This window comes from Aeoliella sp. (genome assembly GCF_965227375.1).
In the GTDB taxonomy this organism is placed as follows: domain Bacteria; phylum Planctomycetota; class Planctomycetia; order Pirellulales; family Lacipirellulaceae; genus Aeoliella.
This window is the reverse complement of the sequence record NZ_CBDDFX010000002.1, coordinates 4,220,602-4,244,979: the sequence shown is the minus strand read 5'-3', so window position 1 is coordinate 4,244,979 and position 24,378 is coordinate 4,220,602. Positions and strand designations below refer to the sequence as shown.

Here is a 24,378-nt window from a genome sequence, read left to right as displayed (position 1 = left end):
CTCAGGTGGAGAGTTGCACAGTCACCGAGTCGATCACCGCTTTCACCTTGGAGGGATCGATGGGCTTGGTGAGGTTGCCATCCATGCCGGCTTGTTCGCACTCCTGCACGAAGTCGTCGGTCACGTGCGCGGACAGGGCGAAGATCGGCGTGTGCGGGCGGCCGAACTCCTGTTCGAGGTCGCGAATCCTCCGCGTGGCCGACAAGCCATCGAGTTCCGGCATCTCGATGTCCATCAACACCAGATCGAACTCGCCGGACTTCCACTTGTTCACCGCCTCCAGACCATCGTCGGCCGTGGTGGCTTGATGCCCGAGGAAGTCGAGCAGTCCGCAGGCGACTTCTTGATTCACCGGGCTGTCGTCGGCCACCAGGATGTGGAGCGACGCCTGGGCGCTGGAATCCGGTTGGTGGGTGTCGACGTCATCGGTCGGCTCCTCGCTGGTGGCGGCCAGCAGCGCGGCGTTGAGTTCCTCGCGTTTCACCGGCTTCATGGTCGTGTGTTCGATGCCGACGTCGCGGCACATCTCGACCACTGCCACGTTACCGGCCGGCAGCAACGCCACCACAGGCACGCCAGAGTCTTTGAACTGCTTTAGTTCTTTCGCCACGACATCGAGTTCTCCCAATTGCGCCGCGGCCACATCGACCACGGCGACGTCCGGTGTGGTGCCTTTGTCGACCAGTTGGCCGCCGCATTTGGCGAGCATCGGTCGGTAGACTTCCTCGGTCAGTGGGTTGTGCGCTACGAGCTGAACACGTCGGGCGATGGTCGGTTCGGGGGTCGACTGCTGGGCTTCGTCGGCCGGCAGGTCGAACGGCAAGATCAGGTGGAAGTCGCTGCCGACGCCCACTTCGCTCTCCAGCCAGATTTCGCCCCGCATCAGGTGCGTGAGTTGCTGTGTGATCGACAGTCCCAGTCCGGTGCCGCCGTACTTGCGGGTGGTGGAGCTGTCTTCCTGCTTGAACGCCTGGAAGATGTCGTAGATCTTGTCCTTGGCGATGCCAGGTCCGGTGTCCTGCACCAGGAACTTGAGCACCGCGCGGTGGTCGTCGCGTGCTTCCAGTTCGACATCCACCAGCACGTGCCCTTCGGCCGTGAACTTGATGGCGTTGCTGATCAGGTTCACGATCACCTGGCGCACACGATTCGGATCGCCCACCATCCGCTCGGGCACTTCGGGATCGATGCGCACGACCAGTTCCAGGCCTTTGCCGAACGCCGATACCGCCAGCAGCCGCGCGGCGTCGATCACCACTTGGCGGAGTTCGAACGGGATGGACTCGAGGTCCATGCGTCCCGCTTCGATCTTCGACAGGTCGAGGATGTCGTTCAGCAGCGACAACAGCGCCCCGCCCGACTGCTTGACCGTGGCCAGGTAGTTTCGCTGTTGCGCGTCGAGCGGAGTGTTGAGCAGCAAGTCGGTCATGCCGAGCACGCCGTTCATAGGCGTGCGAATTTCGTGGCTCATGGTGGCCAGGAAGCGGCTCTTCGCTTCGTTGGCCTGGTCGGCGACCATTTTCGCGCCGCGGAGTTCTTCCTCGGCCTCGCGCAGTTCCTGGGCAGTGCGTTCCAGTTCGGCATTCGACACAGCCAGTTCGGTGGCTCGCGACTCGGCGGCTGCGGTTCGCTCGGCCACGCGTTGTTCCAGCGTGATGTTCAAGTCTTGCAGCTCGGCGAAGCCTTCGGCGTTCTCGAGTGCCGCGCCGGTGATGGTGGCGATAAAGTCGGCGAGCCGCGCTTCGTCTTCGGCAAACAGGCCTTCGATGCCCGAGTGCACTACGTGCAGCAGCGAAACAACGCGGCCACGCACGAAGATCGGCACGCACAGTTCCGAGGCCAGGATGTTGGCGGACGATTCGCCGCCGGCGCTGGAGGCTTCGCTGGCCACGGCTTTTCCGGTGGCTAGCGCCTTATCGACCAGGTCGACCGTCGTGTCGCGGATGCCACCGGAGCAGGCCGACCAGTCGACTTCGCTGCCGTCGAGTACCGGAAGCACGTGGCATTGCTCGCCACGCAACATTCGCAGGGCCGCGTTGATCGCCTGTTCGTGAATGGCTTCGGAAGTCAGCGACGAGGCGATGGAACGACCTGAGTCGAGCACCGTTTCGAAGCGGTCGACCAGCGAGAGGTTTACTTCTGCACCCGTGCCGTCGGCTAACGATGCGCCGTCGCTGGCCAGTTGCAGCTCGGCCATCAGGTCGGACGCTTGTTTGCGATACTGCTCGGCCTTCCGCCAGTTGAGTTCAGTGCCGATGCGGGCGGCTACCGAGAGCGATTCGGCCTGTTGCAGCTTCTGCCCCAGGCGTTCCGCGTGACGAATGCTCTTTCGCAGCGACCAGTGCGCTTGCCAGGTTCGACCTTGCATGGCCTGCACCAGTCCCAACTCGCGATACGCCTGTGGCAAATCGTTGCGGCACAGCCTGGCCACTCGGATGGCTTCGCGGGCGAGACGTTCCGATTGGCGGAGGCATTTTCGGCGTTCGAACGGAGTGGAGTTGCCCAGGGCCTCGGCTTTTCGCCGCAGAGCCGTGGCGCCCCACACGAAGGGCGGCAGTGTGTACGCGTTTTTCACGCCGGCCTTGGCGGCCACGCGGGTGGCTTGATCGAACAGCTCAATCGCTTCGTCGTACTGTTCGTCGAACAGTTGGCAGATGCCCTTGGCCAGCATCACTTCGCACGCGCCCTGGACGTCGCTTCTCTCGCGGGCGAACTCGAGGTCGACGATGTCCTTGGGGATCTGCCCCATCGCCGCCCGCGCCCAGACATCGAGAATAATGCCGGACGCCTGGTGGTCGCCGGTTTCGAGTCCCGACTTACGGTTCTTCTTGGATTCTTCGATGGCTCCGCGTACATCGCCGAGGAAGTAGAGCGACGCGGCGATTTGGTACCGCGCCATGTGGATCTGCCAGTAGTCGCCCATCCGCTCGAGGATGCGGATGGCGGTACGGCTTTTGTCGATGCACTCGCGGTACCGCGACGCGGCGAACAGCGTGATGCCGAGGAACACCAGCGATTGTCCTGTGCCCCAGGTATTGCCCAATTCGCGGCGCATCTTGATCGAGCGTTCGGCGTAGCGAATACCACGGCGGAAGCAGCCGACCAGGCTCATCGCTGGGCCGTGGCCCGAGTACGCATGCGCAAGCGCCTCACTGGGCAGAAATCGTTCGCCGAAATTCAGGTGACGCAGGTGCGACCACAGCAGTGGCAATTGCCGCCGCGAGTACCAGCATCCGTAGCCCAGGTAGATGAGCAGGTGCATGCTCAACTCCTCTGAGGCGTTGGGTTGCCGCTTCACGCGGTGCAGGAATATTCGGGGGAAGCATGTGTGCAGCACCTGCACAAATCCCTCCCACAACAAAATGAGGACCATCAGAACCGACCACCGCGGGACGTAAACGCCCTGCAGTCGGAGAGCCGTCTCGAAATTTTGGATGGCCGTGGCCATGTCGCCACGCTTGAAGTACAGTTCGCCGATCTTGCTGCGAATTTCGGCCAGGGGAAATCCCGTTTCGGCTAGCGGCGCCGCCTGTTCGAGCCACTTACCAGCTTCCTCGTACCGACCTCGAAGCATCAGGACATCGCCCAGCCCTTCCATGATGCGAAGCTTCTCTCTGTCTCGCGACGCACCGCGCATCGCGATCTGGTACTGCTGCTCGGCGACCTCCAGAGCATATTGTTCGCGGGCGGCCTCAGCGGCGATCACGGCGAACGGAAACGCGGCTACGGCATCGTTGCCGGCGTCGAAGTGGTAAGCGATGTCCGACGATCGTTCGGGTGAGTTTTCCAGGAAGTGACGAGCTGCCCTCAGGTGGTTGCGGTGACGCAACTCTTCGGGCATCTGCTCCAGCAGCGTCGATCGGATTTTGTCGTGGAAGAACACACAGTCCGAACCGTTAGGGCGGATCCACACGAGTTGTCGGCTCTTGGCTTCCTCTAGCGACTCGATCACCTTGTTCGGGTCGATGTCGGCCAGTTGCTGCGCCGTATGCAGGTCGAACTGTTTTCCCAGCACCGCACCCACCGACAGCAGCCGGCGTGCATCTTCCGGCAACAGTTGCAAGCGACGCGCCAGGAACGAGGCGGCCTGGTCCGATGATCCCGCGTCTGCCAGCGCGTCGCGGTCGACCAACCAGCCACCGTCGGTAGGTTTCAGTGCCTGGCACTCCACCAGTCCACGGAGGACCGCCGACGCCATGAACGGGCTGCCCGACGCCAGGCGCGTGACGGTTTGGATCACTTCGGGTGGCAGAGCCCCGGCCATCGACACGGCCAGTTGGCGAATTTCGTCATCCTCCAGGGGGTCGAGTTTCAGCGCCTCGCTGACTTCGACCTCGCGGAGCAAGTGGTCGGCGGCGATCTCTTCCGAGCGGAACGAAAGCACGACCATCAAGGAGCACTTGCTGCCCTGATTGACCTCGTTAGTGGCCAACCGCTTGAGGAACTTCACGGTCAGTTCGTCGGCCCACTGGCAGTCGTCCAGTAGCACCAGCGTCGGCTTCTCGAGTTGCCCCAGGGCCTCGAAGAAGGCAATCAACGCTTCGATGGTACGAGTTTCGCCCGTTTCCTCCGGCGCGACTTCGCCTTCTTCGTCGCTACCGATCACAGCCGACAAGGCCGGCAGCGCCGCCAACACCCGCGGCAGCCGGTCGTCGAGCAACTTGACCAGTTGATCGCGCAGCTCGGGGTGCGTGTTGATTTCCGAGGCAACTCCCTCCACCACACCGTCCAGCAGGCGAAATGGTCGGGACGAAACGTCGCTGGCGCCGATGCCACGGAACACTCGGTAGCGGCGTTTGCAGGCGACACGGAGCACCTCGGCCAGTAGCCGCGACTTACCCGCGCCCGACTCGCCTTCGACCAGCGTGACGACCTTGTTCCCTTCGGCAGTGCGATTCATCGCCTGCTCGAGGGTGGACATCTGCTTGGAACGCCCCACGAAGGCGGGCTCGATCAGCGTAGCGCGGCAGTCTTTCGATCCCAATGCGATGTCGGCATGGGGGTCGCCAGAGAGCACGTTCCAAGCAATCTCCGCCAGGTCGGCCAGCGCGGCTTCGGCGGTTTGATACCGTTCGCGGGGGTCTTTGCGCAACAGCCGTTGCACAAAGTTGTCAAGCGCCAGCGGGATCTCTGCTACGTCCGACGTAAGATCGGGTACCGGTTCGGTCAGGTGCTTGAACAGCACTGTGCCAACGGTGTCGCCCTCGAAAGGCGGATGACCTGCCAAACAGTGGAACAACAGCACACCCAAGCTGTAAAGGTCCGACGCGGCGGTCATGCCGTGGTCGATGGACCCAGCTTGCTCGGGTGATGCATACAGGGCGATGTCGAGCGGTTGCAATGCGAGCGGTGTGTCGGGTTCGACCGCCAAACAGAGGCCATAGTCGGTCAGCTTCACTCCCGAGAATTCATCCTTCGAGGAGATCATCACGTTGGTCGGCCGCAGATTGCGGTGCAGCATCTTCGCTGCGTGTAGGTCGCGAAGGCCGACCAGAATGCCGCGCCCCAGTTCGATGGTTTGCTCGACACTTATAGGTCGTTTGGCCAACAGGTAGTCGAGCGAAACGCCCTCGGTGTGCGGGCTGATGAGGTAGAACTCGCTACCTTCTTTGCCAAACTTCAAGCGCGGCACAACATGCTGCGACTCGAGCTGTGCCGCCCGACTGGACTCGTACTCCAGCCGCATCTCTACGGATGACGAGAGAAGCGAACTCGAGACGAGCTTGACGTCTAATTCTTGTCCCGTTTCCAGATCATTGGCCTGATAGTAGGCTGCTCCTTGCCGTTGACCCACACAAATCCTCAGCGCATAACGGTCCGCAATCGTCCTCTGCGAGGGCAAGGACTGCTGAGTGGTGGAGGGTTCGGCTTCGCTGGACATGGGAGGTGAAACCGGCGGATTGGACCTGGAGGGTGGCACTTCGCAGTTACTGCGGCCAGGCGAACCGCGCGCAAAGTGCCCCCAAAAGGTAGGTTACGCACGAACGTCACCAAGGAATTTTGGTCCGAACCGGTGTTCAACCCCTTGACCATCAGAGATGAGAAACACGAATTCTAATCTGGATAAGTGTAACCATGGTTCCGGTTATACCGACTAAGCACCACTCTAGAGGGGGAGTTCATGAGATTCCTTGACGCTTATGTCAATCGTGAGCGTGGTGTTAGCCGAATTGCCTCAGAACCGCCAAGAAATGTCTATGCTTTGCACTCTTTCCCAAATAGTATGTAGGCCATGCAATTGGTCTCGGCCGATGCATGCGCGGGATAATATCACCCGCCGCCGGGGGGCGCAGGTAGTTCATGCAACTTGTCGATTCCCCCTTATTGTCGCCGACGGAGTGTTTCCCATGAAGGAAGCCCAAGTGAACGTGGATGAGAAATCACCCTTATTCGAGATCTCCTGGAAGGACGATCTGGCGCTGCGCATGGATCCCCCGCTCGTTACCAATTTCATGCGCGAGCAGATTCCGGTGCTCGATTTCGTCGACTGGAAAGTAACGAGCGTTCGCCCAGGTGAGGTCGAGACAGTACTCCCCCTGAACCCTCCCTCCACCAACCAGCATTTCACGCACCAGGCCGCACTCATTATGTTGTCGGCCGACTATAGCGGCGGCACTGCCTTGGCCACGCTGTTTTGGGGATGGCCTGTCGTTGGTGTTCATCCGGTCGACTCGCCCAAGTCGGTTTCCATGTGGCTGCTGAAGGTGGAGATGAAGTACATTCGCCCCAGCACTGCCGACCTGCGAGTGCGGGCGGTGATCGCGCCCGAGCGGCGCGAAAAGATCCAGCGGCGCTTCCTGGCTGGCAAGCCTATTATCGAGTCGTTGACCATGCAATTCATGAATGACGACGAATTGGTAGCCGAAGGTACTTGCACTTACTTTGCGCGTCAGTCGACTGCTCTGCGTTCCAATGGCATCGACTCGAGCAAGGTTAACTCGCTGTATGCTTTGAAACTCACCTCCTCCGCCGAGATGATCGCTGGCGTGCGGGCGCAGGAAAGTGGCGACTTGTTCGTCGATCCCTACGCCGCTGATATGGCGGGGCAACATGGGATGGCCGTGGCCACGCGATTCTGCCAGCGAACCCCCCAACTGGGCCCCATGGTTGCTGCGCGGACGCGCCACCTGGACGACGTCATGAAGAACTTCATCGCCGAGGGTGGCCGGCACATCGTGAACGTGGGAGTTGGTTGGGACATGAGGGCGTTCCGCATGGAACTTCCTGAGGGAACGACCTTTTATGAGTTGGACTTCCCCACCACGCTCGACGAGCGGAAGTTGCGGATTGACCAATTGGGCATGATGGATCAACCGGGAGTGGTCCGGCATCAGCTGCCCATCGACCTGCGTACCATGAGCTTGCAGGAAACACTTGCTGGCCACCTTCCCGCCGACGAGCCGATTCTGGTGATATGGGAAGGGATGAGCATGTACTTCGACGAACCGGGAGTTACCGGCATCTTAAAAGACATGAAGTCGCTGCTCTCCCACCCCGACAGTCTGTTGTGGCTCGATATGGTCGACCGCGAACCGGTAGTCAATCCGTCCGCGTTCTCCGCTTCGATTCAGAACTTCATGCGCGGAATGCAGGTACTCGGCGAACCGTTCACGTTTGGCAACGATACACCCGCAGAGTTCATCAACCAGTGCGGGTTGCGGTGCATCGACGTGGTGACCTCGGATCTGTACTTCCCTGAATCGACCGATTCGGTCTATTCCATCTATCAGTTCTGCACGATCGCAGGTGCGGCTGTGCACGAAGAGTACGTGCCAAAGACGTTCCGCAAGGTCGCCTACCACGCCCCCAGCCGGACTACACCGATGCCGCACTTTCCGGCGGACGGTGTTCACAGCAACGGAGTTTCGACCAACGGGCATTCGAATGGCCAAGCCAATGGTGTACCCACCAACGGCAATGGTGTGAACTCGTCCACCCAGTGACGTATGCCGGCCTTTGGTAGACCAAGTCGGCTTCCAATGCCAAGCGTGATTGGCTTCGTAGACTCGCGTTACAAGCAGGTGTAGTGCGTTCTAACTGGGTTTGCGCAACACCATGATCGACGCCGCTTTAGCGGCACGATTTGCAGCCGGAGCCGAATTTCCTGGTCAAGCTGAAGGCCATGCAGTGCGAGCGGTTGCGGTGCACGCTGTTGTCGAAGTCGCCCCCGATGAAGTCGCTGGTCGTCACGTTAACCGTTGGTCCGAACGAGTACATGTAAGCGGCGTTCACGTCCCAACCGCGCCACTCGACGCCGTATCCCAGTGAGAAGGCATGCTCCAGCGCGGCGGGAATCCATGGCGTGATGGTTCCGTTCGGAATCGGGCTCTTGTGATGGACGTAGCCAGCCCGGGCGGTGTGGCCAGGTGCTACGATTCGCTCGATTCCGATTCGAGTAGAGAACGTATCACGCCAGTTCAGAGGAAAACGCTCCAGGGCGTTCGGCGGATAGGTGGCCGTATTGGACGGATCGCTGAGGTAGAGGTCCAAGTGATCGAACGCGTCTGACCAGTTGGTCCAGATCAGGTCGACGGCCACCACAGTGCGGCAGTTGACCTGGTGCCGTAGGCCGCCGCCGATGGTGCGAGGCCACTTCACTTCGGTGTCGACTTCGTACAGCGTGTCGCCCAGCACTGGCGAGTTCAGGCCCACGGTGCCATTGGCCTGCACCTTCACGTCCGCCAGGTAGGAAAAACCGACCGACGTGTCAGGCGTCAACTGGCACGACACACCTGCCGACCACGTGAACCCAGCGCCATCGACTCCGAGGTCCAACATCCCGGGAACGCCTGCTGCCGTGGGCCCCTGCAGAGTGTACGGACCTTCGAGGTTTACGAACGAGATGCCGGGCCCAATCGTGCCGCCGAACGAGATGTACTCGTGTCCCACCGGCGTGTATGAGGCGCCGAATAACACTTTAGACAGCGACCCAAACGACTCATAACGCTGCGGTCCAGTGAAGAACGGAGCATTGCCCTCCAGGTTGTATACCGAGCCGAAACCGGTGGGAGTATAGAGGCCAAAGCCAACGCTCCATTGGCTGTCGAGTCGCTTAATCAAAGCCACTTCAGGGAGTGGGTACATCTGGTTTTGCGAGCGCTGCTGAACATTGTCGGCGTCGCCGTAATCGAACTGGGAGAACATGGTGGTCACGCCCAGTTGCAGAATCACGTCCGAGTCCATCTGCCCCATGGCGCCCGGGTTATCGTGGATCATCGATCCATTGTCGGCGAAACCGAGGTTGGTGCCGCCTCGACCGATGCTTACGGCCGACACGCCATCGAGCGTGACGCCGTCGGCCAGCACTGCGCGGCCGCATAGGTTCGGAAGCATGGCCAGGCAAAGCAGAACGCGGGCGGGGTGGAGAAGTCTGTGCACGGTAGTTTTCGAGCCAAACGAGAAGATGGATGGGCCAACTCGGTTCGTATCAGGCATCGGCCACCCGCGTTCCACAGCTTGACGGGGTTTGCCATACGAAACATGCGCATCGCACTGGCGGTTCGCCTTGTGACGATTAGGCAAACTGGTAAATAACGCCAACGAACGCAGCGCGTGACAGCAGCGATAGCAGTCGCGGTTCTAGACCGCTTTCAGCTAGACCGCTGCAGGCACCAGGGCTGAATTTGACTCGTTAGCCAGTGAGCTATCGAGCTGCCTGGAGATTTCGAGGAACCGGTCTTCGTTGGCCAAGAATGCTTCGACAATACGCGGATCGAAGTGCTGGCCCGAACCTTCGAGGATGATCGACTTGGCTTTGTCGTCCGAAAACTTGTCCTTGTACACGCGCTTGGAAGTGAGCGCGTCGTACACATCGGCCAGGGCACTGATCCGACCGCACAGTGGAATATCCTCTCCCGACAGGCCAAAGGGATATCCCGTTCCGTTCCACTTTTCGTGATGGTGGTAGGCGATGTCGCGGGCGATTTGCAGGTACTTTGCGTTCGGATTCACTTCCACGGCGGCCGCCAGGGTGTTGCCCCCGATGGTTGCGTGGGTCTTCATGATCTCGAACTCTTCGGGCGTCAACTTCCCGGGTTTCAGCAGGATGCTGTCGGGGACGCCAACCTTGCCAATGTCGTGCAGCGGTAGCGTCAAGTACATCATCTGTACGTAGTCGCCGTCGACCTCGTCCTTAAACTCGTCCCAGGTGGAGAGTTCCTCGGTGAGAACCCGTCCGTACTCCCGCATCCGCTCCAAGTGCAAGCCGGTCTCGTTGTCACGCGACTCGGTCAGCTTGGCGAGCGTGAAGAGCAACACGTCGCGGCTCTCCATGCCGAGCAGTCGCTCGCCGGTCCGCAGTCGCACTCGAAGCTCTTCTGGATGGAATGGCTTGACCAGAAAGTCGTCGGCGCCAGATCGCAACCCATCTACCAGATGCTCCATGTCGCCGTGTGACGTGAGCAGGATGAAGTAGATGTAGCCGCTCCACTGTCGCTCGCGAACCATCCGGCACAACTCGTCGCCCCGCATGCCGGGCATGTCCCAGTCGGAGATGACAATGCTGTATTCGCCGGAGCGAATCCGCTCATAGCCCTCGATACCATTGCATTCGTACTGGACCTCGTAGCCGAAATGCTCCAGAGTGCCTCTGAGCATCTCGGCCGAGACGGGGTCGTCGTCGATTACCAGTACTTTGGTCATTGAGGGCTGGGAATTTCGGCGCGACGGAAGTGTCTCCTCCAGCCGCGCCTGTGTCTTGTTCTTGGTCAGTTCACGTCGTCCACATCGTTGCGGACCATGGCGATGAATTCGTCCCACTCGTCCCGCAGTTTGCAGGTCTTCTCCAGCGAGTCGCTTTCGTTCTTCGCTCGCGACGCCGTGCAGACTTCGTCGGCCAGGCGGCTCATATTGGTTGCCGAGGCGTTGGCGAACGCACCCTTCAGGCGATGCGAGATGTGGTAAATCTGATCGAAGTCTTGTTGGGCAGCCGCTTGCTCCAATCCGTCGATGTCGCTATCGCACCGTTCGCTAAGTATCTGCAGCACGCGACAGGCAAACTCAATGTTTCCCATGCAGCGGCTCATCAAGTCCTGTACGTCCAGCACTTTCGAGTACCTGTCGAGCGATTCCGTTTTCATATTCTGCCTCCCCAAGTGACCGCGTGGTCTCTCTCCGTACTTCGTGCAACTAGTTGCAGTAGCCGCAATCAATCTGCCCTGACGTACCGAAAGCATACTATATGTCGATTGTGCGCAGCGCTTTTTCATTTAAACTGCGGAAGTCCCGCTCAGGTCGCACGGGTTTTGAGGGTTGTGCCAGAAGTTGCTCTGGCCGCGCTGACGGTTAGTCGAACCGGTACGATAAAATCGATTCGACGAAGAACCCGCATCCCCCTCGGTTGATAGGATACGCGGTGCGTTTGAGTAAATAGCACCATCCCGCAGTTGCTGCTGGTGGACTTGATGCCAGCGAGCTGCTACTCGTGGCGGAGTGCTTCGATGGGATCGAGCCGCGCGGCTTTCATCGCGGGATAGACGCCGAACAGCACGCCCACCACCACCGCAATGGCCAGCGACAGCGGTATCGACCACGTAACCAGCAGTGGCTCGACATTGCGAATTTCTTCGGGTAACGCGGCCATCTGCGAGGGGAAGAAGTAGATCAGCCCGCGCCGCAGCGGACTGGCCAACAGCGGGCAGGTGAGTCCGGCCGCGATGCCGAGCAGCCCACCGATGGTGGATAGCACAATCGCTTCGATAAGAAACTGCCTGGTAATGTCCCGCCGCTTGGCGCCGAGCGCTCGGCGGATGCCGATTTCGCGGGTTCGTTCGGTTACCGTGGCCAGCATGATGTTCATGATGCCGATGCCGCCCACCACTAGCGAAATGGCGGCAATCATCCCCAAAAACACTATGAACAGCAGTCGTGTCGTGCGGGCTTGTTCCAGTAGCTCGAAGGGCACGGTCATCGTGTAGTCGGGCATCGTGTGTTCGGCCGCCAGGGTATCTTGCACCACGTGGGCCATCTCTAGCACCTTGCTCTGCTCACTCTTCTGTTCCTTCACTTCCAGAATGATCTGGCTGATCTCGACGATGTCGCGTTTAAAAAGGCCACTACCGGTGATGATGATCACGTCCCCGATTCGCCGCCAAAAGGTCTCGATCGGGATATAGATGTCCTTCGAGTAGTCGTCTGTCTTGATCTTCTCATCATGGCTGTGCGACCTCTTATCCTTCATCACGCCGATGACTTCGTAGAACTCGTCGCCAATGCGGACCGTCGCGCCGATTGGGTCGCCATACGGGACTAACTTGGCGCGCGCTTCGGGGCCGAGCACGCAGTAAGGACGTTCTTCGACGCTGTCGATAGGAGTGAAGAATCGGCCTCCCTCTTCCACCTCCATTCGCATCACTTCCAGAAAACCGGCGGTCGTGCCTACTAAACGGCCTTCCATCGACCGAGGCCCGCGGCCAAACTCCTTGGCCAAGATGCGAATCGGCACCGCTCGTTCCAAGTGCTCGTCGAGGGTGTTCTTCAGTCGGCGGAAGTCTTCGCGCGTCACACCGTACAGTCCGTCGCCTGCTTGCTCACCGGACGGCTTCTCTGTTTTGAGTATGATGTTCCGCGCGCCCAAGTCGACGATCTGCTCTTCGGCCTTGCGGCCGATGCCTTCGCCAATGGCCAGCAGCCAGATGACACTGGCCACGCCGATAAAGATGCCGAGCACCGTGAGCGAGGAGCGAAGCGGGTGGAGCATCAGCTCTTTGATGCTCAATCGGATTGTCCGCCACCAGGCTAGCATGGGCGGATCCTCTCATCGATTTGCACCTGACCGTCTCGCAGCACGATCTTGCGTTTGGTGCGCTCAGCCACCTCTGGCTCGTGCGTCACCAGCAGGATGGTTCGCCCCTCTTCGTTCAGCGAGCCCAAAAGGTCAAGAATCTCAGCGGTGGTTTGCGAATCGAGGTTACCGGTCGGCTCATCGGCCAGCAGGAACCGGGGATCGTTCACCAGGCTGCGGGCGATGGCCACGCGTTGTTGCTGGCCGCCGGAAAGTTGTGTTGGGCGGTGCTCCAGGCGCGAGCCGAGTCCCACCTCTTTGGCCAAGTGGATGGCCCTGGCGCGCGACTCGCGGTCGAGTCGACCACTGTAGAGCAGGGGGACCTCGATGTTTTCGACCACCGTCAATGCAGGCAGCAGGTAAAACGATTGGAACACGAAGCCGATGAGCGTCGAGCGAACCTCCGCGCGGCGGTCGTCGTCGATCTTCGCTACGTCCAGATCGCCCAAGAAGAAGTTACCGCTGGTGGGCGTGTCGAGGCAGCCGAGCAGGTTCAAGAGCGTGCTCTTGCCCGATCCCGACGGGCCCATGATCGAGATGTAGTCGCCGCTTGGCACGTCGAACGAAACATCCCGCAACGCGTGCACTGTTTCGCCACCCAGGACGTACTGCTTGTGCAGGTTGTGGATGCTGGCGGCGAGAGAACCGGTGTCGGGCCGGGTGGTAAACATGCGGCGAGTCGTTAGCGGCCTACAGAAAGCAATGCGAGAGGTGGTTCGTCACGGCCAACGTCAGGTCGCGGTTTGGTCTTCGGAGGTCGTGGCGGTGGGAGTGGTCTGGGCGGGCTCGACACTCTCGGCCACCGACTCCTCCGTGGGCGGCATGCCGCGGCGCTTTTTGTCGCGCGGTGGCAATTCGGGAAGTTCCACCGCGGCGAGGTAGTCGCGAGGATTCATCGCCACCTTGTCCCCCTCCTGCACCCCGGCTTCGACCACGAAGAACTCGGTGTTGGTGGGGCCCACGGTCAGCTTCTGCGGAATCCACTCGCCCGCTTGGCGTACCAGGCAGTAGAAGTCGTCGCCATGAGGCAGCACCGCTTGAACGGGCACCTGAATCGCGTCGGCCACGTAGTCGCACTTCATGGTGACCGAGGCGGTCATGCCGGAACGCAGTCCTTCGGCCTCTTCGTCGATCGACACGTAGGCTTTGTACTCCTTGACGTCGGCCTTGCGCCAGTTGCCGGGCTCGGCGTAGCGGCTCACGCTGGTTACCTGACCGTGAAGCTCCATGCCGTCCATGCCGATCGGGCGAATCGTGGCGGGCAGGCCGGCTTTCACGTACTGCACCAGGGCTTCGTTGACCTTTACCTCCACTCGCATGGCGGAGGAATCGGGCAGGCGGAAGATGACCTGTCGCTCGCGGACCTCCGCGCCTTCTTCGACAATCCATTCATCGTTGCCGTGGCGATCGCGGTCGTTGTTGTAAATTACCAAGCCATCTTTGGGAGCGTAGATGGTGCACTTGGCGATCTGGTCTTCGATCTCCTGCAGCGTCTCGACTTCCAGTTCGTAGCTCTTCTTCGCCGAGCCCCACTTGGCTTCGGTGATCACGATGTCGCTCTCGAGCTGCTTGATCATCTTTGCCTTGGTGTACTCGTCGAGCACGTGCAGCTTGGTCTTGGCCGCTTCGAGTTCCTTCTCCGACTTTTCCACGGCGAACTTGTCCGCCTCGAGTTGCAACTCGTTGATGTGTCCCTTGGCCGCCAGCTTCTGGCTGAACAAGTAGTATTCCCGGGCGCGGTTCAGGTTCTCTTCGGCGACGAAGATCTCGCCTTCGATCGTCGTGCGTTCCTGGATGTAGGTGCCTTCGATGTACTCTTGCTTGGCGATCAGCGCGGTCTCGTACAAATTGCGAGTCTCGACCACGGTCGCTTCGGCAAGGTTGACGAGGTTCTGCTGAGTGGTCTTCTCAGCGTCGAGGGCCGAGGAGTCCAGCTCCACCAGGAAGTCGCCCGCCTTGACGTGAGTGCCTTCGGCTACCACGCGCAGAATGGCCAAGCCGGGCTGGTTTTGCGTTTTGACCTCCGAGCGGACTTCCGTCACGCCGGCGGCTTCCAGTTCGCCGCGTTCGGTGATCGACAGCAAGAAGTCCTCGCGATCCACCTCGTGGAGCACCAGGTGCGAAGTCTGATCGCCACCGGCGACCGAGGAGTACCAGTACACGCCGCCCGCGATCACTGTGATGGCGAGTACCGCGACCAACAGAAATTGGACGAGGCCTTGTGTTCGACGCTTACCAGCAGAAGGCACCATAACTCTACGCCTGAAGGTGGGGCAAATGGGGGGAACTGCATTATAGGCGATTGGCGGTGATTCGCCACCTGAATCAACCACCCCTCGTCCAACCATATTTAACCCCGCACACCGACTAAAAGACCGTTTGGGCGGCAAACTTGGCCGCTTACTCTTCGTTTGCCGGTGTTGGCAGCGGCTCGGCAGGCTGTATGAAATCGTCTAACAGGGGCTCGATCTCCTCAAGCACCTCTCCCGCCTGGCGAGTCTCTAGGGGTGGGCCGCAACCCATGCCCGGGTAAAGGTCGCTGGGATAGACGGGCAGATTGGTGAGATACGAAGTGTAGGGGACCTCTGAGTCGATGCGGATACCCCGCGAATCGACCTCCATCACGCCCAAATCGAATTCCAGCGACACTTGTTGCACCGCGTAGTCGACCCACACACTCAAAAAGTCGTTCTGCACGTTCAGCAGGTCCGACAACGATTGCACCAGGTCGCGGGCGGTGGTGTTGCCCAGCTCGGCGGTCTCGCCTGGCTGAGGTGGTTCGCTTAGCCGCAATTGCGTCAGGTCGACCTGCGAAATGGCGAGCTGTACCGCCGCGCGCCGCAGTTCGAGGTTGATTTCGTCCAGCCGCATCTGCCGCAGCCGGTTGCGCAGGCCGAGGTACACCTGATCGCGATACTCGTAGTAGCTCCGTCGCGCTTGCTGGTATTCGATCAGCGACTGGCGGTAGACGTTTCGTTCGGCCAATCGGGTGAGCGGCGCGTCGAATCGCACGCCGAACTGCAACGCGCTGTTGGCCGCTTCGATGTTGAACGGATTTTGCCCCACATTGCCGATCTCGCCATCGATCACCAGGTCGAGGCCGCTCTCCAGATCGTTGGCGTTGAACTGAATCAGTCGCCACGTGTCGACCAGGTTCGCGCGGGCATTCTTCCAGTCGCGGCGATACGCGCTGGCGATGGCCAAGGCCTGGGGCGGCTCGAGTTCGATCGGCTTGATGGTCACCGTTTCGAGTCGCACGCTGGCTTGCAGCAGCGACAACTCCAGCAACTCGCCCGAGGTGCGACTCAACAGCTCGGTGGTGTTGCGAAGCCGCGTGGTGAGTTCTTCGTTCGCGTCGCTGCCCGGCATCTCCGCCAGATCCTGGGTGGTCTGCTCAAACACACGCTGCAATCGCTCGAGCTCCGCCCGACGATTGGCGATGTACTCGTCCAAGTGCTCCACGCTCAACAGCGAGGTATCGATCTCCGCTTCCAGGACTTCCGGGCGGTTGATCAGTTGTTCGAGCGACGCCCGCCGCTGCGGCAGGGCTGCATCGAGCTTGGCAAAGTCGTCCTTCACCGCCTCGAGCCGCACGGCGATGGCCGCCACCAGGTCGTCGATAGCCGCGTGCGTTGCTTCGAGTTCCTCGAGGGCCAGCGCCTGTAGCTGCGCGTCGTTGCCGGCTTCCACCAACTCTTGCCGTCGATCGCGTAGTGTTTCGAGTACGTTAGCCACGTCGAACTTCAGCTCTTCCAGATCGGGATCGAGCAGGTTGAATCGGTCGAGGTAGGTATCCTGAATCACAATCGGCAACTCTGGTGGCAGGCCGATGTTGGTTTGGAACGACTCAAGCGACGCGCGGTAGCCGTTCTCCTGCTGCAATAGCAAACTCTGTGCGTTGAACAGCGCCTGGCGCGCCAGGTCGACCTGGAAGCGGTCGATGCGGCCCGCTTCGAACGTGGCTTGCAATTGATCGACACTGGCTTTCAGTGCGGTGACGTTGGCCCGCTGGTTGCGCAACTCCTGCTGATCCTGCAGCAGTCCCAGGAATCCGCCCGCTTGTGCCGCGCCAGCGCCGCCAGTGAAACCGCCACCGCCGCCACCGCCGAAACCGCCAAAGCCGCCCACGCGGCCGAAGCCACCGCCGCCGACGCCGGAGAAGCCTTCGAGGCCTGCGCCGCCGAAGAAACCGCCGCGTCGCGAGGGCCCGCCGCCCGCATCGCGACCGGTGATGATCTCGGCGTAGAAGCCGCGACGATAGCGTTCCATCTGTCGCACGTTGGCCAATAGCGCCCGCTCGGCGATGGTCAGTCGCTCGAGCACCACGGTCCGCCCGCCAGCTCGCAGCAGCGGTTGCACCAGGCTGAAGTCGAGCAGTGTGAAGCCGGTGTAGTTGTCCGAGCCGGAGAACTGCCACACTAGCGAGTTGGCCAGCCCCACGACAAACTCACCGCCGGTTGCGGTCAGCGTGTCGGCTCGTAGGCGATTGCTATCGATGCTGGGACCGGCAGCCGCACTGAATGGCGACACGTTCAGCGTGCTATCGCCGCCACGGCCGGAGCCTTCGGTGCGGTACACGATCTGCGAGCCGCCGAAGAACTGGGTGTCGAAGCGGAATCGTTCGAACGACACGTCGAGAGCCGACAGGTACAGCTCTTCCAGCCGTTCCTGGTAGTTGGGCGACTGCAGCAGCGCCATTTCCATCGCTGCTTGCTGATCGAGCGCGACGACACCTTCGTCGTTTCGTGGCAGATACTCTTGCCACCGCGGATTGTCGACAAAACTGGTCTTTGGCAGCTTCCGCCAGGCGGCCGAGCCGCGCTTGCCATCGACGCATTCCATGTACCGCGAACTAGCGGGGTCGTCGGGCGGCATCGGTTCGACGTCGGGGTCGAACGGATCGAACATTCGCGAGCGAGGATCGACCTGGATGCCGTAGCTGCCGGGCACGCCTTCGGCGGGGATGGCTTTCTGGTTGGTCAGGCACTCCGCCTGGCGATCGGCTTGCCGCCGGTAAAACGTGGGACTGCACCCCAACGCCAGGAGCGACAGGGTGCTGATGCAAGCAACAAGTAGCAGTCGCGACGACATGCGGTTGGACCGACCGGGAACTGATAATCCGCCAGCGTGTGCTGGCACAAAATGCGCGCATTGCTTCGACGCACATGGCTATGATTCGACCGCCGGGCGTGGAAAGCTTTAACGGTTGTGACGATTGTGCGGCTTTGGCGTTGCGAGCCCTCGGAGCTTGTGCTAAAAGCCGCCCGCGGACTTTTCTTCGAAATCTTTTCACTTTTGCTAAACTTCGAGCCCTGCTGCGGAAAACGCGGTGGGCAACTCATCTGCTGGGAGCTGTTCCATGGTTAAGGTATGCTCGCGCGTGCTGTGCGTTTCGTTGGTTCGTACAGTGACAGCGACGGTGGCGTTGCTAGCGATGGGACTGACCACCGCGCAGCCATTGGCCTGGTCGCCACAGCGTGGCGGCGCTCAGCCAATTCGTTCGTTGGCACAGTTGGCCGCCGAACCCGCGCCGGCGCAAGTTGCTCCGCCCCAAGTGCAGCAGGCGCTGTTGATCCGCAATCCCGATACCAGCAACGGCACCAGCGAGTTCGCGCTGGCCGATCAGTACGGCCGCGTGCAGCGGTACGTCGAGCCTTCGCCCGGCATCGATCTGGCTTCGTTCGTGGGCGAGCGGGTGACCGTGCGTAGCGATACCGGCACCACGCTGCTCGCCTCGCAGCTCAACTTGCCGATGACCACAGCGATGTCGCAGGGCGTCGCACCCCAGTACAACAATCCGCAACCCTTCAATGTCGTGCAGGCCGATCACCAACAGCCGGTCGCGCAGCGCATCGACAACAGCCAACCGCAGCATCGCACCGCCCAAGTGGCGCCCGTGGTGGTCGATCAATACGGCCAAGCGAGCACGGTGAACCAATACGGCGTGCCTGCCGGCGGTGGCTACATCAATGGCTACGATGTATGGGGCAACAATGCATGCAATGGTTGCCAGACCTACGCTCCGTACTACGTATCGCCTGACACGAGCTTCAATCCCAGTTGTTGTCGCGGCGCACGCGGGCGGTTCTACGGCAGCGCCGAGTACCTGCTGTGGTGGTTCGACGGCATGTACGTTCCGCCGCTGGTAACCACCAGCACCGCTGGCACGCCCCAAGCCCAGGCGGGCGTCTTGGGCGAGCCCAACACGTCGATCCTGTTCGGCAACGGCGAAGTGAACAGTGGCAGCCGCAATGGCTTGCGATTCAAACTCGGAACCTGGTTCAACGACTACCAGGATTTGGCCATCGAAGGCGACATGTTCTTCTTCGAGACCGAGTCGACCGGTTTCAGCGGCACTGGCGTGGCGGGTGATCCCATCCTGGCGCGTCCGTTCTTCAACATGGTACCGGTCGACGCCATGGACAACGTTCTCCCGCCTGCCCAAGACGCCGAGTTGGTGTCTTTCCCGGGCGTGGTTGAAGGCACGGTGAGTGTCGACACGCGCAGCGATTTCGCCGGGGCTGGCTTGCGGCTGCGAGCGGCCCTCTGCTGCAAGGAGATCGGCGGCGTATGCAATACTTGCGATCCCTGCGGTCCTGCCGTGGGACCGAGCAGCGTGTCGCGGATCGATGCAATCGCTGGCTACCGCTTCCTGAAACTAGACGAACGCGTGTTGATCCAGGAAGACCTGAATTCACTGATCACCGCCAGTCCCGGCACGTTCGACATCTACGACCGCTTCGACACCTACAACGAGTTCCACGGCGGCGATGTTGGTTTCATCTGGGAATGGGAGTCGCCCCGCTGGACGCTGGAGTTCCTGACCAAGGTGGCGCTGGGCAACACGCACCAGCGTGTGACCATCGATGGCGAAACCACCGTGAGCGACGGAGTCAACACTTATACCGAAGAGGGCGGTTTGCTCGCGCTGCGTAGCAACATTGGCACCTACAAACGCAATAAGTTCACCGCTATCCCCGAGATCGGCGTCACGGCCGGCTACCGCATTACTCCGCGACTGAAAGCCACATTGGGCTACACGCTTATCTATTGGGGTTCCGTAGTACGGCCAGGCGATCATATCGACCTCGACGTGAACCCCAACCTGCTGCCGCCGGTGGTCGAACCGGTGGTGGGCCCGGAGCGTCCCCGCTTCAGGTGGGACGATACTTCGCTGCTGGCCCACGGACTCAATGCGGGTCTCGACTATCGGTTTTAAGAGCGCTTGCCAGTTGCTCCTGTCGCTCACGCTCCCGGCTCGCCAAGCTAGCGCTGCAGTCATTGCCGGCGCTGGACTTTGCCGATTATGCCGATTCTGACGGTTGTCGGTCCACTGCGCGGTATGGTTTGGGCGATATAGAAACTGCTGCGCCCGCTCTCTACAGAACGGTTGCGCGGCAAGTTGCTTATCCCCTGCGGGCCGCGACTTTGGTCCGACTCCTCGATTCTTGAGAGCTTTGCGATGAAGTGCCGCTTCGAACGTTTGGAAGACCGTAAGTTGCTGGCCGTCGACCTGGGCCAAATCTCGGGCACGGTGCTCAACGATCTGCAAAACGATGGCAACCCGGCGAACGACACCGCAGTGGTGGGACTGCCAGTCACGCTGTACCGCGATGGCAACTCCAATGGCACCTTCGACGGCGCGGGCACCGATCCGCAGTACGGATCGGCTACCGTGACCGATGCTAGCGGCGACTACACGTTCACTGGTTTGATCGAAGGAACGTACTTCGTCGAGATCTCGCCGACCGCCGACCTGCAGGTGCTGGCTGGCGGCGACATGCAAACCGTGACGTTCAACTCCGCCGAGGCGATGGGCGTCACCGCGCTGACGATCGACGACTTTGCGACCGCCCAAACCGCCACAGTGATGCGCACGGGTGGGGCCATGGGTGTGACTGACGCCTCGGACGCCGACGCGGCCAACGCCAACGATGGCGGCGTGCGCGATCTGTACGTCAACGCCACGACCACCGGCAACGTGACGCTCACCTCGATGTTTGGTGGCGGCAATCTGCTGAGCCTCGAGTCGAGTAGTGGCACCGAGGGACTTGCGCGCGTCACCTGGGACGGCGCCGATGGCGACGGCGACGCGGTCGACCCCACCGGCTTGAGCCTCGACTTTTCCGACAGCGGTAGCAACTTCGGCATGTTGCTGCGCGTAAGCGCCGACGCCAAGCCCGCTGCCGAAGTGACGATGCGACTTACCAGCGGCAGTGGTAACACGGCCGAGGCGACCGTGAGCATCCTCGATCAGGATGGTCTCCTGGATGGCGACGCCGACGAAGAAATCGTTGTGCCGTTCACCGCGTTCACCGAGAACGTGCAGGGCACGGGAGTCGACTTCAGCAATGTCACGGCCATCGAGATGATCCTCGACTTTCAGGATCCCTCGGTAAGCGGCCTCGACGCGCGTGTGGAAATGGTCGGCGTGGTTGGCAATACGGTGAAGACGGCCGACTTCACTGCACTGTATCGTATGAGCCTGGGCGACCAGGTGTTTGCCGACTTGGACAACGACGGAGTGCTGGACCTCGGCGAGACGGGTATCGAGGACGTGGTGGTGTCGTTGTACGAGGATACCAACACCGACGGCGTCTACAGCGATGGTGTCGATACCTTTATAGGCAACGACACGACCGACGCGTCGGGCAACTTCTTGTTCGAAGACCTGCTGCCAGGCGATTACATCCTGCGCATTGCGGAAACCGAGTTCGCCGCCAGCGAGCCGCTCGATGGGTTGATCTCTTCCACCGGCAACGAAACTGCCACTGTCGCGCCCGACCCCGACGACGATACCAATGACGACGACAACGGTTACGCCCTGTCGACCTTCGGCGTCGTGACGCAAGCCGTGACGCTGGTGGGCGACGCGGAGCCGACCGACGATGGCGACTCCGATGCGAACACGAACCTATCCGTCGACTTCGGCTTCTATGGTTTCGATCTGGTGATCGACAAAGAGGTCGACCTGTCGGCCGTCTCCACTGGCGGTGCGTTGGTTTACACGATCGATGTCACCAACAACGGTCCGTCCACAGCGCTCGGTGTTTCGTTCAGCGACACGCTGCCTGCCGGCGTGACGTTCGACTCGGGCAGCACCACTGTGGGCGCGGTGGCACACGCGGCGGGCGTGGTCACGGCCAACCTGGGCAACATCGCCTCGGGCGATACGGTCACGGTGACCATTAACGTCGACGTCGATGGCGGCGCTACCGGCACGTTGACCAACACGGCCACCGTTTCGGCCGCCAACGAGGACGATACTTCGAACAACACCGCGACCGCCATGACCAGCGTCGATGAGACGATCGACCTGGCAGTGACCAAAGTGGACGACGACGGCGACGCCGACGTGGCGCCGGGCGATACGATCGTCTACACGGTGACGGTGAGGAACAACGGCCCCTCGACCGCGACCAACGTGGTGCTGACGGACAACCTGCCGGCCAACCTGACGTTCAACACCGGCGCGTCGACGCCAACACCCGACTCGGTGGTCGGCGGTCCGAGCACCGGCACCACGCTCACCTACAACCTGGGCACACTCGCCAGTGGGGCGAGCACCGATATCACCATCTCGGCCACGGTGAGCAGCACGTTCGTTGGCACGCTCACCAACACCGCGTCTGCCACTGCCGACGAGACGGAAACCACCACGGCCAACAACTCGGCTACGTCGCAATCGCTCGTGGCGGTTTCGCCGTCGTCGATCGCCGGCTCGGTGTATGTCGACTCGAACAACAACGGTGTCCGCGACGCCGGCGAGCAGGGCATTGCCAACGTAACGGTCACGCTCACGGGTACCGACTTCACCACCGCGGCTGTCAACCAGGTCACCACCACCGCGGCCGACGGTACCTACCAGTTCGCCAACCTCCTGCCAGGCACCTACCAGTTGACCGAGTCGCACCCGGCGTTCTTCCCGGACGGGCAGGACGCGTTGGGTAGCGAAGGTGGCGTTTTGGCCAACGACGACTTGTCGAACATCGTGCTGGGCTCCGGCGTCAACGCTACCGCGTACAACTTCGGCGAACTGCCGCCCACGCTCAGCAAGCGCCGATTCCTCGCTTCGTCGGTCACTCCGGCCGGCACCGGCAGTGTCGACTTCGACATCATCACCACCGCAGGTGTAGGCGCCTCGGCCACCGGGGTTGGGTTCACCGCGATCACGGCCGATACCGGCCAGGGTACTGCCACGCTGGGACTCACGTCGCAGGCTACGGGCGACTTCACGATTGGCACCGAGTTGGTCACTGTCGCCGCGTTGGCTTCTGGCAGCTTCGACGGAGCTGCCGGTAACGGCGCGATCACGCAGATCAACGTCGATGTCGACCAAGCAAGTGCAACCGCGGGCAACGATGTCACCGTGGATCGAACTGGCACGGCTCTGACGCTCACGTTCGACGCCGACGCGATCGTCGTGGACGACGTGATCAATGCAATCAACAACAATGGCTCCACTGGCAACGTGGGTACGATCAACTACTCGGGCACGATCGCGGCCGGCGACTTCACCAGCAGCACGGCCGGTGGTGGTGCGAGCGCCATCGCGGCCGACGAACTGGCGATAACGCCGGACAGCGCCCTGGCAGGCGGTGGCGCCGAAACGCTGACACTTGTGGCCATTGAAGACTCCGACGCCGATGGCGCCGAGATCTCCGCCGGAAACGCGCCAACGATCGCCTTCACTGGCAACGCAGCTGCGGACTCGGCCGATTACGATGCGGCGACCAATCAGTTGAACGTGAACATCAACAGTGGCGACACCTCCAACCGAACCTTCCAGGACTTGGCGGACTTGATTGCCGCGTCCGGCGAGTTCACCGTGAACGGAGCCACCAGCAGCCCGTCGCTCACCAACGGGGCCTTCCTGCTGGGTAGCACGGCCGCGACCGTCGACACCAACACCGGCGCGCTGACCGTTACGGTCGACGGTACGGATGCAACGACCACGGCTGTGACAATCGACATCCAGGCCCTGGCCTCCGAAGGCACCGACGGCCAGATCGACATCGACTTTGTCGAAGCGGCCTTGGGTTCGGGTTCTCCGGAAGTGGTGATCATTGGCGACGCAGCGAGCGGTTATACGGTGCAGCTAAACAGGGATCACGCTGGCGGCGTGAGCATCGAGGAGATCGAGACCGCCCTGGAGACCATTGCTGAGATCGATTCGGTAACGATCACTGCGAGCGCCGGAGCGACGTTCAACGTGCACGACGTTGCTGCGATCAACGAACTTCCAAACAGCACTGTCTCGCTGACGGGTGGAGTGGACGAAGTGGTGACCACCGAGACGATTGTGCTGCTGGCTGCAACGGGTCTGACCGGTGGCATCGACATCGACTTCAGCGAGGTCAACCTGTCGGGCACGGGCACCAACGTAGTCGACAACGGCAGCGTGGGTGGCAACGAAAGCTACACACTGCAGATCGACAGCACGGTGGGCGTGCCCATCGACTCCATCCGCAGTGCGTTGGCCAGCATTACCGAAATCGATTCGGCCAGCTTCACTTCGGTTTCTCCAGGCACCTCGACCTACAACGCTGCGGCCGATGCTCCTCCGTCGGCGGTGAGCATCGTCGGCGCCGGCTAGG

General features: G+C 61.2%; 11 protein-coding genes. 3 read left to right on the top strand and 8 right to left on the bottom strand.

What is annotated here, in order from left to right; translation table 11 throughout:
* Nucleotide 1 precedes the first annotated feature (1 nt).
* Nucleotides 2-5,794, bottom strand: a complete 5,793-nt coding sequence (locus tag ACQK2L_RS29560; RefSeq protein ID WP_425400652.1) for a protein kinase domain-containing protein — start codon at nucleotides 5,792-5,794, stop codon at nucleotides 2-4.
* Nucleotides 5,795-6,347: 553 nt separating this feature from the next.
* On the opposite strand from ACQK2L_RS29560, the gene ACQK2L_RS29555 reads away from it, so the two are divergent.
* On the top strand, nucleotides 6,348-7,943 hold the full coding sequence (locus ACQK2L_RS29555; protein ID WP_425400651.1) for an SAM-dependent methyltransferase: 1,596 nt from the start codon (nucleotides 6,348-6,350) through the stop codon (nucleotides 7,941-7,943).
* A 127-nt stretch (nucleotides 7,944-8,070) separates the two neighbouring features.
* Here ACQK2L_RS29555 and ACQK2L_RS29550 read toward each other — a convergent pair whose 3' ends face one another.
* The 7 genes from ACQK2L_RS29550 to ACQK2L_RS29520 all read right to left on the bottom strand — a co-directional run bounded on the left by ACQK2L_RS29550 (nucleotide 8,071) and on the right by ACQK2L_RS29520 (nucleotide 17,872).
* The gene (locus ACQK2L_RS29550; RefSeq protein ID WP_425400650.1) at nucleotides 8,071-9,378 is read right to left on the bottom strand and encodes an OmpP1/FadL family transporter; all 1,308 of its coding nucleotides are present in this window, start codon (nucleotides 9,376-9,378) and stop codon (nucleotides 8,071-8,073) included.
* Between the two features lie 216 nt (nucleotides 9,379-9,594).
* Nucleotides 9,595-10,641, bottom strand: a complete 1,047-nt coding sequence (locus ACQK2L_RS29545; RefSeq protein ID WP_425400649.1) for an HD domain-containing phosphohydrolase — start codon at nucleotides 10,639-10,641, stop codon at nucleotides 9,595-9,597.
* A 65-nt stretch (nucleotides 10,642-10,706) separates the two neighbouring features.
* On the bottom strand, nucleotides 10,707-11,078 hold the full coding sequence (locus ACQK2L_RS29540; RefSeq protein WP_425400648.1) for an Hpt domain-containing protein: 372 nt from the start codon (nucleotides 11,076-11,078) through the stop codon (nucleotides 10,707-10,709).
* A 338-nt stretch (nucleotides 11,079-11,416) separates the two neighbouring features.
* Entirely contained in the window at nucleotides 11,417-12,742 is a 1,326-nt protein-coding gene (locus tag ACQK2L_RS29535; RefSeq protein ID WP_425400647.1) for an ABC transporter permease, read from the bottom strand.
* On the bottom strand, nucleotides 12,736-13,452 hold the full coding sequence (locus tag ACQK2L_RS29530) for an ABC transporter ATP-binding protein (RefSeq protein WP_425400646.1): 717 nt from the start codon (nucleotides 13,450-13,452) through the stop codon (nucleotides 12,736-12,738). Before ACQK2L_RS29530 ends, ACQK2L_RS29535 begins: the two co-directional genes overlap by 7 nt.
* A 60-nt stretch (nucleotides 13,453-13,512) precedes the next feature.
* Nucleotides 13,513-15,033 (bottom strand): efflux RND transporter periplasmic adaptor subunit, encoded by a 1,521-nt coding sequence (locus ACQK2L_RS29525; RefSeq protein ID WP_425400645.1) that lies wholly within the window; start codon nucleotides 15,031-15,033, stop codon nucleotides 13,513-13,515.
* Nucleotides 15,034-15,181: 148 nt separating this feature from the next.
* Nucleotides 15,182-17,872: a TolC family protein gene (locus ACQK2L_RS29520; RefSeq protein ID WP_425400644.1), complete on the bottom strand. Its 2,691-nt coding sequence runs from the start codon at nucleotides 17,870-17,872 to the stop codon at nucleotides 15,182-15,184.
* A 268-nt stretch (nucleotides 17,873-18,140) separates the two neighbouring features.
* Here ACQK2L_RS29520 and ACQK2L_RS29515 point away from each other — a divergent pair, with 268 nt between their 5' ends.
* Together ACQK2L_RS29515 and ACQK2L_RS29510 are read left to right on the top strand one after the other, a co-directional pair.
* Nucleotides 18,141-20,000, top strand: a complete 1,860-nt coding sequence (locus tag ACQK2L_RS29515) for a BBP7 family outer membrane beta-barrel protein (RefSeq protein ID WP_425400643.1) — start codon at nucleotides 18,141-18,143, stop codon at nucleotides 19,998-20,000.
* A gap of 243 nt (nucleotides 20,001-20,243) precedes the next feature.
* On the top strand, nucleotides 20,244-24,377 hold the full coding sequence (locus tag ACQK2L_RS29510; RefSeq protein WP_425400642.1) for a beta strand repeat-containing protein: 4,134 nt from the start codon (nucleotides 20,244-20,246) through the stop codon (nucleotides 24,375-24,377).
* The last annotated feature ends 1 nt before the right edge of the window (nucleotide 24,378 follow it).

What these genes read in the sequence shown, in the direction of transcription:
- ACQK2L_RS29525 (WP_425400645.1), bottom strand. Translation starts at nt 15,033, where the DNA reads ATGGTGCCTTCTGCTGGTAAGCGTCGAACACAAGGCCTCGTCCAATTT.
- ACQK2L_RS29520 (WP_425400644.1), bottom strand. Translation starts at nt 17,872, where the DNA reads ATGTCGTCGCGACTGCTACTTGTTGCTTGCATCAGCACCCTGTCGCTC.
- ACQK2L_RS29510 (WP_425400642.1), top strand. Translation starts at nt 20,244, where the DNA reads ATGAAGTGCCGCTTCGAACGTTTGGAAGACCGTAAGTTGCTGGCCGTC.
- ACQK2L_RS29535 (WP_425400647.1), bottom strand. Translation starts at nt 12,742, where the DNA reads ATGCTAGCCTGGTGGCGGACAATCCGATTGAGCATCAAAGAGCTGATG.
- ACQK2L_RS29515 (WP_425400643.1), top strand. Translation starts at nt 18,141, where the DNA reads ATGGTTAAGGTATGCTCGCGCGTGCTGTGCGTTTCGTTGGTTCGTACA.
- ACQK2L_RS29540 (WP_425400648.1), bottom strand. Translation starts at nt 11,078, where the DNA reads ATGAAAACGGAATCGCTCGACAGGTACTCGAAAGTGCTGGACGTACAG.
- ACQK2L_RS29545 (WP_425400649.1), bottom strand. Translation starts at nt 10,641, where the DNA reads ATGACCAAAGTACTGGTAATCGACGACGACCCCGTCTCGGCCGAGATG.
- ACQK2L_RS29555 (WP_425400651.1), top strand. Translation starts at nt 6,348, where the DNA reads ATGAAGGAAGCCCAAGTGAACGTGGATGAGAAATCACCCTTATTCGAG.
- ACQK2L_RS29530 (WP_425400646.1), bottom strand. Translation starts at nt 13,452, where the DNA reads ATGTTTACCACCCGGCCCGACACCGGTTCTCTCGCCGCCAGCATCCAC.